11 protein-coding genes and 1 pseudogene are annotated in these 11751 nt (G+C 38.2%); 2 read left to right on the forward strand and 10 right to left on the reverse strand.

The window, feature by feature from the left end; genetic code table 11:
* From ME3_RS07005 to ME3_RS00160, 6 genes and pseudogenes are all read right to left on the reverse strand, one after another.
* Positions 1-661 (reverse strand): right-handed parallel beta-helix repeat-containing protein (locus tag ME3_RS07005; protein ID WP_007475973.1); only part of this gene is annotated, 661 nt, incomplete at its 3' end.
* Positions 662-684: 23 nt separating this feature from the next.
* Positions 685-996, reverse strand: coding sequence for a hypothetical protein (locus ME3_RS00140; RefSeq protein ID WP_007475975.1), 312 nt, complete (start codon positions 994-996; stop codon positions 685-687).
* A 481-nt stretch (positions 997-1477) separates the two neighbouring features.
* Complete coding sequence (locus ME3_RS07340; RefSeq protein ID WP_083832822.1) at positions 1478-1579, reverse strand: tail fiber protein; 102 nt, start codon at positions 1577-1579, stop codon at positions 1478-1480.
* A 506-nt stretch (positions 1580-2085) separates the two neighbouring features.
* Positions 2086-2946, reverse strand: a complete 861-nt coding sequence (locus tag ME3_RS00150) for an outer membrane protein (RefSeq protein ID WP_007475977.1) — start codon at positions 2944-2946, stop codon at positions 2086-2088.
* A gap of 615 nt (positions 2947-3561) precedes the next feature.
* Positions 3562-4578: pseudogene (lldD, locus tag ME3_RS06755) on the reverse strand (FMN-dependent L-lactate dehydrogenase LldD); the annotation flags it as partial.
* A 93-nt stretch (positions 4579-4671) separates the two neighbouring features.
* Complete coding sequence (locus ME3_RS00160; protein WP_007475986.1) at positions 4672-5760, reverse strand: 2'-deoxycytidine 5'-triphosphate deaminase; 1089 nt, start codon at positions 5758-5760, stop codon at positions 4672-4674.
* Between the two features lie 335 nt (positions 5761-6095).
* On the opposite strand from ME3_RS00160, the gene mutL reads away from it, so the two are divergent.
* A complete protein-coding gene (gene mutL, locus ME3_RS00165; protein ID WP_007475988.1) occupies positions 6096-7937 on the forward strand; it encodes a DNA mismatch repair endonuclease MutL in 1842 nt (613 codons plus the stop codon).
* Positions 7938-8047: 110 nt separating this feature from the next.
* A complete protein-coding gene (locus ME3_RS00170) occupies positions 8048-8290 on the forward strand; it encodes a DUF2093 domain-containing protein (RefSeq protein WP_007475990.1) in 243 nt (80 codons plus the stop codon).
* A gap of 27 nt (positions 8291-8317) precedes the next feature.
* Here the strand turns inward: ME3_RS00170 and lpxK are convergent, their stop codons facing one another.
* From lpxK to ME3_RS00190, 4 genes are all read right to left on the reverse strand, one after another.
* The gene (lpxK, locus tag ME3_RS00175) at positions 8318-9337 is read right to left on the reverse strand and encodes a tetraacyldisaccharide 4'-kinase (protein ID WP_007475991.1); all 1020 of its coding nucleotides are present in this window, start codon (positions 9335-9337) and stop codon (positions 8318-8320) included.
* Positions 9327-10649 (reverse strand): lipid IV(A) 3-deoxy-D-manno-octulosonic acid transferase, encoded by a 1323-nt coding sequence (gene waaA, locus ME3_RS00180; protein WP_007475992.1) that lies wholly within the window; start codon positions 10647-10649, stop codon positions 9327-9329. Before waaA ends, lpxK begins: the two co-directional genes overlap by 11 nt.
* Before the next feature lie 12 nt (positions 10650-10661).
* Positions 10662-11417 carry a lysophospholipid acyltransferase family protein gene (locus ME3_RS00185; protein ID WP_007475993.1) on the reverse strand — a complete coding sequence of 252 codons (756 nt, stop codon included), beginning with the start codon at positions 11415-11417 and terminating at the stop codon, positions 10662-10664.
* A 77-nt stretch (positions 11418-11494) separates the two neighbouring features.
* On the reverse strand, positions 11495-11731 hold the full coding sequence (locus ME3_RS00190) for a DUF4170 domain-containing protein (RefSeq protein WP_007475994.1): 237 nt from the start codon (positions 11729-11731) through the stop codon (positions 11495-11497).
* Positions 11732-11751 lie beyond the last annotated feature (20 nt).

The raw sequence follows: 11751 nt of genomic DNA on the forward strand, positions 1-11751 counted from the left end.
TTCCCTGAATCGTCCCCCCCATCACCTTAAGCCCCTCCAAACTCCCACTTGTCACCTTAAGCCCCGTCTCAAACCCCTCAACCTTCACCCCTCCATTCAACGTCACCTCCCCCGACCCCGTTAACTCCACCCCCACACTCCCAACACCCCCCTTTCCCTTAATCTCTCCCCCCACCATAGTAGCATTCCCATTCCCCGTCACCTTCATCCCCATTTTCACATCTGTCATCGTCACCATATTCACCGTCAACGTCCCATTCTTTACCTCAGCCCCCGTTCCCCCACTTCCCTTAATCGTCATATTCATCACACTAGCCGTCCCCGTTCCCGTAAACTTTATCCCCGTCTTGACCTTACTAAAATCCGTACCCATCACCGTCACATTCCCCCCACCCTGCCCCACCTCTATCCCCGTATTATCTCCCCCTCCATTAACCGTCACCTCCCTATTCAATGTCACATCTCCCCCACCACTCACCTCAATCACAGCACCCCCATTTTTCCTAACTCCAATCGTCCCCCGATTCACAATAACAGAAGACCCTTTATCCTTAACCACTATCCCCTTATACACCCCTGTAGCAGTGACATCATTCACCGTCAGCTTCCCTCCATTTTCCACCTGAATCGCCGGATTACTATTACTCTGACCATTATCCATAATCTTCAGCGCACCACTACTACTTATCGTAATATTTGCCCCCCATACACCTTCACAGCAGGCCCATCACTATTCGACCCCCCCGTCCCCCACTTCCCACTCATATTTATATCTCTCTTACCACTCAGCTGCCCCTTCCCATCACCCCTCCCATTACTCTTCCCATCACACTCGATCCGCCCCTTAGCATCATCCCTACCACCAGAAACCCCCGTACAATTCTGTGCAGCAGCATAAACCTTATTTTGATCTGTAAGAAGAGCAAGACTAGCCAGAACAGCTGTCGAGAGAACACACAAACAAACATGATGTCTTAACACACGACGCATAACCATAACCCATACACTCTCTTTAAATAACCCTGACAAAAAGAGACAAAATGTTCTTAAATAAAAGAATAAAAAAATGATAACACACACGAACGCTTTGATTACAAAATCAAACACCCACCATAAAGCCTTCGACAAAAAAACATCAAAACAAAACTAGACGCTCTCTAAACAAAACCATAAACACATACCGGAAAACAAACAAACCTGAACATTAAACGATAAGTCAAACTCGTAAACGGATTCGCCAACATAAAACTGGGATTTCTGTGGGCCAACCGTACACGCAAACGTGTATGCCAAACGTTTATACCCATGCGTATGTACCCCTGCTGATTAAACGGTGCATATACACGTATGCGCTTTTAAGCTATTTTGCTGCTTTTCGGCAAATCTTCCTACCTTGGTCTATACCGCATTCATCATCCAAACCGCGTAAAAAACATCCCCCTAAAATCGGGTATTTTAAAAGTAGTAAGATCGCTATCTATCCCCCAATGTTCACTATTGCTTTGAATAACCGAGGATATTTTGCACGCTCATAGTCTGCACCATCACACAAAAGCCAATCATTTGGTAATGCTTGCATAGCAAATGTCGCAACAAACCCAGCTGGAAAAATTTTTATCTTAGAAGGTGTTTTTGGGAATTAGGTTTAATAAATACCAATCATCAAGACTTCTTGTTAATGTACTATTATAAACTAGTTCATAAATGCCGTCTTTTTGCAGCTCACCACCTTTTAGGATATAACACCTGTATCGGTTTTTATAAACAGGCTTCTCATTCAAGCTACTGACGGTTACTATTGAGATATCAACATTTATGTCACTTGCCCTAAAACGCATAATAATGCCATTCTTATATGTCATTATAGGGGAGCTGTGTTCAGTGTGATTGATGTCGTTTTTACTACTCACAATAAACCCAGATTAATAGGACTACCACTATAAACACAAAAAACTATCAAAATTCAATTAAGCGAATAGTTTAACCTTTTCTCCACCAAAATGGTACTTCACAATGTGTAATTGATCAAAAAAGCTCTATTTTTTATAAAGCTTTTTTTATAACTTAACATCATAAACATTAACACTAGAATTTATAAGCTACACCAACGCGGAAATCATTAGTTTTGTAGCTATGCTCAACTTCACTCTTTGCGAATTGTTTTTTACCAAAATCCGAGTAACGGTATTCTGTACGCAAAATAGTGTTACCAATCATCACAAAATCAACACCAGTACCCAAAATATAACCAATCATTGTCCCTGTTCCTCCCACCGTGTTATCCACTATTTGACCTTGTTCCTCGCTTGACCTCAATAAAACATCTTGAAGCTGCATATAAGAAATACCACCAGCGACATAAGGCATAACACGATCAGCTGCAAAACCGATACGTACCCGTGTAGCACCAGCCCATTTCTGTTTTAAAGTATGATTATAAGTTGCAAATTTAAACTTTGAAACAACGTTTTCATTATAAATACCATAGCTAGAAGCAGCAACCATTCTTTCAGAATCTCTCGCTGCATTTTCATTTCTTAACTCTTCATTTTGACCATAATCATTTATTTTAACAGTTTTTATGTCCTTTTTATCAGACAAAACCATATCCGTATCAACACCTAGAATAAAACTATTCCCGAGACCAACATTGGCACCTGCATAAAAACCTCCAACACCCCCTGAAAGTTTAGGCGTAAAATCTTTTCTAGTCAAAGCCCATTTTTCAACATCATTCTTTAAATAACCTGAACTTAGATCAATTTTATTTGAAAAAATACCAATCTGGCCACCAAGATAAAAACCTGTCCAAGAAAAAGAAGGAGTAACAATAACTGATGGCTCAACAAACATTGATTCTTGAGGAATTGTACCATTTTCTGCTTGTACCGTAGAAGTTGCAAGCAAAACAAAAACAGATACTGTTATTAAATATTTCATGTACATAAATTTCCTCCTTAGTTACGATAGCTTTAATAGTTTCACAGTTACCCTTCAAAAGAACTGTAATACAAATGATACAAATATAGATAGAAATTAAAGCAATAAGTCCTTTTACAAATCAAAGACAAGAAACCACCAAGCATCTTAACATCTTTATACTTGCCTAAATCTTATCGTTGATATTAATTTAGTGTAATAAGTAGAATTTTTCACACACAACTCATCTGTATGTGAGTTTACGCTTTGTGTAAATTTTGCAATCTTTGTAGAGAAGGCTTTGCATTGTTAAACGCTACCATCCTATCCTTTATAGAGTCGTAATATAAATTGTTTGTAGCTTATATATCTTGTTCAATATGCTGCTAATTACTTTATTCAAAAAGAACAAATGACAAATTTTACTTAGTACCCTCTCAGAACTGTAGTGATACAATCATTCAGCATACAGAAAAAATCGAATAACGTTCAACAATGATTGGCAAAATCGTTATTAGTAAAAATTGTTTTTAATATTGAATATAATAAAACCTAAGGAATCTATTTAAACCTCTTATATGTTAGATAAAAACACACCTTGATTTCTAACCTAAAATTTATGAACTAATTTACTATTTACGTCGCCGCAAGCGCATAAGCAAAAGCACGGCCAACCATAACAGCATCCGCCCCTTGTGCTACCATGCGTACAACATCAAGGCCAGATCGAACGCCAGAGTCAACAAAAATAGTCAAATCACCCTTTACAGCCTCCGAAATTTCTAGCAACGCCCGCACAGTTGACAGCACTCCATCAAGTTGGCGCCCACCGTGATTAGAAACAACAATACCCATCAGCACCAAATTGCACTGCTTCACGTGCATCCTTTGGATCAAGAATACCTTTCAGAATTATTTGTCCTTTTCAAAAATCCCGAATCCATTGTAAATCATGCCAAGCAATCGATGGATCAAAATTTGCATCAAGCCAACCAATATAATCTTCTAGTTTAATTTTTTTTTGAAGATAAGCAGAAACATTTCCAAGATCATGTGGACGCCCCATAACACCAACATTCCAAGCCCCGTGAGGATGGACAACAGTCTGTAACATACGGCGCAACTTAGAGCATAAGGTCCAGACATCCCCGAATGAGCATCACGATAACGTGCACCGGGAACCGGCATATCAACTGTAAAAACTAATGTGCGTACACCAGCTGCCCAAGATCGCTCTAACACATCACGCATAAACCCACGATCTTTGAGAACATAAAGTTGAAACCAAAATGCATTTCCAACTGCTGCTTGTACTTCTGCAATAGAGCAAACTGAAACTGAAGATAAAGTAAAAGGAATACCTTTCGCAACAGCTGCACGCGCAGCTTTTACCTCACCACGACGCGCATACATGCCAGTTAGCCCAACAGGTGCGAGCACAATTGGCATATCTAGTATTTAATCAAAAATCTGAGTTGAAAGATCAACCTCTCCAACTTGCTTAAGAATCCGTTGACGCAATGTAAGTGCGTGAAAATCTTTACAATTACGGCGCATTGTTTCCTCAGCATAAGCACCACCATCAATATAGTGAAATAAAAAAGGAGGAAGCCGACGCTTTGCTGCTTTACGATAATCAAAAGTTGAAGAAATAATCACAGCGGTACCCTTCTTCTATATATGAAATGCCAAAACTGTTTCTTTAAAAAATAAAATTTTTTATATATTTAATCAAAATCTATATTTCCAAACTCATTTAAAATGCTTAGACAGTTTTAATCCTTGTGCTTGATAATGCGAACCAATATCATGCCCATAAAGAAGCAACGGTCGATTTAGCATACGCTCATACACCAAACGACCGATCATTTGGCTATGCTCTAAGATAAAAGGAACCTCATGGCTACGTACTTCTAAAACTGCCTTGGCTCCTTTTCCACCTGCTTGCGTATGCCCAAATCCTGGATCAAAAAAACCTGCATAGTGTACTCTAAATTCACCAACTAAGGGATTAAATGGTGTCATTTCAGCAGCATAAAGCGGTGGAACATGGATAGATTCTCGCGAAACTAAAATATAAAACTCATCAGGATCAAGAACCAATTCCATTTTACCACAATCATAAATAGGCTCCCAAAAGTCTAAAACATTAGCAACAGCACGTTGATCAATATCAATGACACTCGTATGATGTTTACCACGATAACCCACAAGCCCGTCTTCATTTCCTTTCAAATTAATAGAAAGCCCAATACCATCGTCGCTAATATTGGGAAAATCATCTGATATAAGGATTTCGTTTTTATGCAAAGCATGTAACTCAATTCCATTTAAATAACTTTGTCCCTTACGAAACCGAAGCTGAGATAAACGCGAACCTGTACGTACTACAATCGGAAATGTGCGTGGGCTAATTTCAAGATAAAGTGGACCATGATAGCCTGTACAAATTTTATCAAATTCTTGGGCATTATCTGTAATCACACGTGTAAAAACATCTAACCGTCCCGTAGAACTTTTAGGATTAGCGACCGCAGAAAAAATATTTGGCAAATCCAAACTTTCCAAAAGAGGAACAATATAAACACAACCTGTTTCTAAAACTGCCCCATCCTGCAAATCAAATTCATGCAATTTTAACCGTTCAAGCTTATCAAAAACTTTTGTATTCGGCCCTGGCATAAAGGAAGCGCGTATACGATATGCTTTTCTTCCCAAACGTAAATCAATACTTGCAGGCTGTATTTGATCGGTATCAAATGGGCAAATAGTTTTAAGAACGCTACTATCAATTAAAGCTTGTATATCACTATCTGCGAGAATACCGCCCGTGCACACCATATATCCTGCCTTTCATTTTTGTTTGCCTCTTTTTGACCTAGATCATTCGTTAACATAAGTTTTGTTAAGAATAATAAACTCATTCTTTACCGATGTATTCAACTAGTTTATAATTGCAATTAATATAATTCAAAACTATAAAGATAGAACAGTCTTTGGTAAAGTGTGACCTAAGAATAGAGACATTAAACATTCCAATTATGTATTATTTCTTCCATTGAAAGTGAACAGAACCATTCTTAAAATATTATTTTCAACTTTCTCTCATTCTAGGTATTGAGTAAATATTTTTTACTCTTTCTATACAGTAAAAACAAACCTTGTTACATTAAACTATGATCATACGCCACCTCAGCGAAACCATTATTAACCAAATTGCCGCTGGTGAAGTTATTGAACGGCCAGCTAATGTTGTCAAAGAACTTGTTGAAAATGCTGTTGATGCAGGAGCAACCCGTATTGAAATTGTTACAGCAAACGGTGGAAAAAACCTTATAAGAGTAAGTGATAATGGCTGTGGTATCCCAAAAGATCAATTAACTTTAGCAATTTCTCGTCATTGTACATCTAAACTTGTCGATGATGTACATAATATTTGCTTCCTTGGTTTTCGGGGAGAAGCCTTACCTTCTATTGGTTCTGTTGCTAAACTTAAACTCATTTCACGGACACAAGACGCTGATAGCGCTGCTGAAATTATCGTTACAGCAGGAAAAGTTGGAGGACCAAAACCTGCTGCTGCTAATTCTGGGACAACTGTTGAAGTTCGTGACCTTTTTTTTGTGACACCAGCACGGCTAAAATTCATGAAAACTGATAGCGCTGAAATGAACGCTATTACAGATATGATTAAACGAATTGCTATCGCATTTCCACATATCCGCTTTTCTCTTTCTGGTAAAGATCGAACTCTTATGGAATTACCCGCAACTGAAAACAACACCCAAGGGCAATTAGAGCGTATTACACAGATTATGGGAAAAGAGTTTGGCTCCAACAGTATTACACTAAATGCTGAGCGTGAAACAGCTCGTTTAACTGGTTTTGCCTGTTTGCCATCTTTCAATCGTGGTAATAGCCTTCATCAATTTGTCTATGTTAATGGACGTCCAGTACGCGATAAATTTTTATCGGGAGCAATCCGGGGAGCTTACACCGATGTTATGGCTCCAAATCGCCATGCTGTATCTATTCTCTTTATTGATTTGCCACCTGCTGATGTAGATGTCAATGTGCACCCAGCAAAAGCTGATGTAAGATTCCGTGATCCCGGTTTAATTCGCGGATTAATTATTGGAGCCATTCATGAGGCATTACGCCAGACTGGCATTCGCCCCACTTCAACAGGCTCTAAAGCGATGTTAGCTGCATTTCAAAGACAATCATTCAAAACTTTTAGAAGCCCTCATCAGCCTTTTTCCTATAACCCGCAACCACAGTATGTTGCACCAGGAACTACATCAGCAAATCATAAACCAGTAGATATTCCCGACTCTGCTGGTTTAAGAGAAGATATCACCCCTATGATAGAGTATGTAAACACACCTAGTAGTAACGTAGGTGCTGTAACTCATCCCCATACATCAGAAGAATTATACTATCCATTAGGGGCTGCAAAAGCACAAATTCATAAAAACTATATTGTTGCTCAAACCAAAAATAGTTTGATTATTGTAGACCAGCATGCTGCCCATGAAAGATTGGTTTATGAAGCCCTTAAAAATGCACTTTACTCCAAACCATTGCCTTCACAATTATTGCTTATTCCTGAAATTGTAGAACTCTCTGAAGAAGATGCAGCGTGTCTTTTAGTACATAAAGATGTTTTGCAAAAATTTGGTTTAGGAATTGAAGCATTTGGATCAGGAGCAATCGTAGTGCGTGAAACACCTACCATGTTAGGGGAAATCAATGCACAAGCTCTTATCAAAGACCTTGTTGATGAAGCGTCTGAATATGATACCACAGATAATTTAAAAGCAATGCTCAATCATGTTGCAGCAACCATGGCCTGTCATAGTTCAATACGTTCAGGACGCCTTTTGCATCCTAAAGAAATGAATGCTCTTTTACGACAAATGGAAGCAACTCCTAATTCAAGCACATGTAATCATGGTCGCCCTACTTATATTGAGCTCAAATTAGCCGATATAGAACGTCTTTTTGGAAGAAAATAAAATCTCACTCACTATTCTAACCTGAAAAAATATTTTTAATTCACTCTCGACTTTATAAAGCATCTTATGGCACTTTATATGTCTTATAAGAATAGAAAGGCCCATAGAGAATGTTTTCTAATAATGAAAGTAAAGCAACTATTCAGTATTCTAGTAATGGATACAAAATTGTGAACTACGGAACTTATACTCTTTGTGCTGTCAGCGGACAAAAAATCCCTATAGATGACCTAAAATACTGGAATCATCATCGTCAAGAAGCATATGCTAGTTGTGAATTGTCCTATCGTCGTGAACTTGAATGCAATCCACATCTTCGCCAATTATTAAAAATAGAGAATGAAAACCCATAAAGCAGAAACTAGCGCTTTAAATATAAATTAAAAAGAATGCTTGCGTTTTCTAAAACGGGCCATAACTTCTTCAAGCAATATACGGCAAAAATCTGCCTGAACAAAATCGACTTCAACATCAAATACGATAAGATTTTTTAATTCCTTTTGCAAACCATTCGCTTGTATGCGAGTATAATCCTTAGCAGTTGTAGCCAGCCACAAATTGTGAATTCTGGCTTCTTGTGCAAGATTCTTTAGATCCATACTGGTAAAAAAATAGTGGTCTGGATAAGAACGAGTTTGCATAACATGACCAGACATTTCTTTAATGGATTCGAAAAATTTATCTGGATTTCCAATACCCGCAAACGCTAAAAAAGATTTTCCAGCAACCTCATCAGTAACTAAGGGTTTAAAACGAGCATAATGCAAGGGTTTTCCAGAAACTGCTACAAAAAAAGCCACATCATTGTGAGAAGCCGCGTGACCAATGATTAAAACACTATCCATTAAAGAAAACTGAGTTTCTAATGATGCGCGCAAGGGCCCTGCTGGAAAAACATCTCCGTTTCCAAAACCACGCATTGCATCCACCACAAGTAATGCATAATCCATATAAAGGCAACGACTTTGAAACCCATCATCCATTAAAATAAGATCACAGCCCTCTTCCTTAAGACGTTGTGCCGCCGCATAACGATCAGACGATACTGCAACCAAAGCATAACGTGCAAGTAAAAACGGCTCATCTCCAACATCACGTGCATTGTCATATTTCTCATTAACAAGGCGTACACTTTTAGCCGTCCCTCCATAACCACGCGACACAATGCCAGGAACAAAACCAAGCTCTTTAGCTACTTTGGCAAAAGCAATCACAACAGGCGTTTTACCCGCTCCACCTAATGTAAAATTACCAATACACAAAACTGGCAAATCAATAACAGAGGGCTGTCTTTTCATACGACAATGTGAAAAATAGCCATAAACTTTAGCAATTGGTGTAAATAAAAAACGTAAAATGCTTTTATTTTTCCACCAAAAATGGGGAGCTCTAATAAGCATACCCACTCCGACACTGACTTAAACTCGTCTGCATTATAAGTGGCTGTAAAAATGGATCAAGAAGCTTTAATGTGCGCTCAAGTGCACCTGCCATATCTGTTGCTATTTCATATGCTTTATTAACCATTTCTTGCCGAAATATTTCATCTTTTAAAAGCTTCTGTACTTGAAGTGCAAGCTGCACAGTATCTTCAACTATATAAGCTGCATCACGAGATAAAAAATGTTCAAATATATCTCGGAAATTTGCGACATGAGGCCCCGTTAAAATAGCTACACCAAGCAAAGCCAATTCCAATGGATTATGACCACCGTAACCACATAACGATTTACCAATGAAAGCAACTTTCGATAAGCGAAGAAAAAGCCCTACTTCCCCAATTGTATCTCCCAGTAAAATATCTGTATTTGCATCTGGGACAGCATGCCTGCTTCTACGAACAAAACGCAAGCCTTTATCACTACATGCTTTGATAATATCTTCTGAACGTTCAGGATGACGCGGAACAACGATTGTTAATAAATCTGGCCAATAATTTTTAAGAATTTTATGAACCTCAAAAACTATCCTTTCTTCCCCTTCATGGGTTGAAATAGCAGCCCAAACTGGACGATTTCCAATAGCATTACAATAACGTGTAACCAGCGATTGGTTTACAATCGGAACAACATCAGTTTTAAGATTACCAGAAAGTGCAACAGACTTTACCCCAAGCACGTGATAATAAGCTACATCCTTTTGACTTTGACAAATAACCATATCAATATGTTTAAAAATATGCTTAGCAAGGGGTAATCGTTTTTGCCACGCCTTAAAAGAATGTTCAGACATACGTGCGTTAACCAGAATCTGTGGAATACGCATTTTAGCAAGTGTTTTTATACGTAAAGGCCAAATTTCTGATTCACAAATCAATACTAAATCAGGCTTCCAATTGCTAATAAAACGACATATAGCCGATTCTAAATCCAATGGAGCATATTGATGAATTAACCGATCACCAAAATGCTTTTTCACAAGAGTGGAAGATGTCACAGTACTTGTTGTCAACAATACATTAATTTTTAAAGATAAGATATAATTAATAAGCGGGAAAAGAGAAAGTGTTTCTCCAATACTGGCCGCATGAAACCAAATCAATGGACTTTGAGGACGCGCTTTATGACTTTTACCCAAACGTTCCTCCTGACGGCCTCGTTCTTCCTTTCCACACATAGTACGACAAAATAAATAAAAGGGCACCATAGGGCGCGAACAAGAACCAACTATTCGATAAATTGAAAGAGCTATTCGTGCTTTTAAGTCTATCATCTTCAATAAACCTTACTCACCTATTGCGAGACGGTTATAAGCTTCATCTGTTAAGCGATTCATCATATCTGTTAATTGCATGCGTTTTTCCTCTAGCAAAGCATTACTTGCATCTTTAGAAACAAAAAATGCCTCCCCAACGAGAACAATTGAACGCCCAAAAGGGAGTGGAATTACAGTTTTATCCCATGTTTTTTCAAGAATTTTTTCTCTGGAAAAAGCATATACACAAGGAATAATAGGACGACCAGATAATTTAGCTAATAAAATAATTCCTTTCCCAGCTTCACGTGCTTTTTTATGTGAAATATCTGCAATCATAGCTGCCGTTTTTCCAGATTTAAGAGCGTTTTTTAGCGTTAACAACGCCTGCGCGCCCCCCTTATTTACGCGATGCGTTTGACCGCGCCCCCCTGAACCACGTACAATTTCAAGTCCCAATTTTTTTGCTAATTGCGCATTTATTTCTGCATCTGCAGAACGAGAAAACATAGCCATAACCACTTCATCTCGAGAACGCAGAAAAGGCGCCATAATATGGCGCCCATGCCAAAATGCGATAATAAATGGATTATAAGAATTGTACGTCTTTGTAAGATCATCTGAACTTTTTAATCGCGGATTTGTCCAATAAACAAAACGTAGATAGCTCACCAATAACCATACAACAAAAACTTGGACAAACCACGATTTCATCAATGAACCACGATTTTTTCGCCAAAATCGCTTTAAAACACTATCCTGTTTCTTTTGAATTATTTCACTCATCTTGATGTCAAATCCAGTCAATTTAATTTGACTGCTTTATTGTAGCCGAAAAATAATGTTTGAATATAAATTATGCATCACTTACTTTCAGGATCAAGAAGTCGGTGCAAATGCACAATATAATAACGTTGTAATGCGTTATCCACACTGCTTTGCGCCTTTGCACGCCATGCCGTATGAGCTGATTGGTAGTCTGGAAAAATACCCACCACATCCAAATCATTAATATTTTTAAATTGATTATCATCAAGATTTTTTAATTCCCCACCAAATACAAGGTGCAATAATTGCTTTTTTTTGTTGGTTTCATTCATTACTGCCTCCGTATCATTAA

It is taken from the genome of Bartonella melophagi K-2C, from assembly GCF_000278255.1.
Classification (GTDB): Bacteria; Pseudomonadota; Alphaproteobacteria; order Rhizobiales; family Rhizobiaceae; genus Bartonella; species Bartonella melophagi.

Coding starts and splice junctions, on each gene's coding strand:
- ME3_RS00190 (WP_007475994.1), bottom strand. CDS start 11,731: ATGAATGAAACCAACAAAAAAAAGCAATTATTGCACCTTGTATTTGGT.
- waaA (WP_007475992.1), bottom strand. CDS start 10,649: ATGATAGACTTAAAAGCACGAATAGCTCTTTCAATTTATCGAATAGTT.
- ME3_RS07340 (WP_083832822.1), bottom strand. CDS start 1,579: ATGCAAGCATTACCAAATGATTGGCTTTTGTGTGATGGTGCAGACTAT.
- ME3_RS00160 (WP_007475986.1), bottom strand. CDS start 5,760: ATGGTGTGCACGGGCGGTATTCTCGCAGATAGTGATATACAAGCTTTA.
- ME3_RS00170 (WP_007475990.1), top strand. CDS start 8,048: ATGTTTTCTAATAATGAAAGTAAAGCAACTATTCAGTATTCTAGTAAT.
- mutL (WP_007475988.1), top strand. CDS start 6,096: ATGATCATACGCCACCTCAGCGAAACCATTATTAACCAAATTGCCGCT.
- ME3_RS00150 (WP_007475977.1), bottom strand. CDS start 2,946: ATGTACATGAAATATTTAATAACAGTATCTGTTTTTGTTTTGCTTGCA.
- ME3_RS00185 (WP_007475993.1), bottom strand. CDS start 11,417: ATGAGTGAAATAATTCAAAAGAAACAGGATAGTGTTTTAAAGCGATTT.
- lpxK (WP_007475991.1), bottom strand. CDS start 9,337: ATGCTTATTAGAGCTCCCCATTTTTGGTGGAAAAATAAAAGCATTTTA.
- ME3_RS00140 (WP_007475975.1), bottom strand. CDS start 996: ATGGTTATGCGTCGTGTGTTAAGACATCATGTTTGTTTGTGTGTTCTC.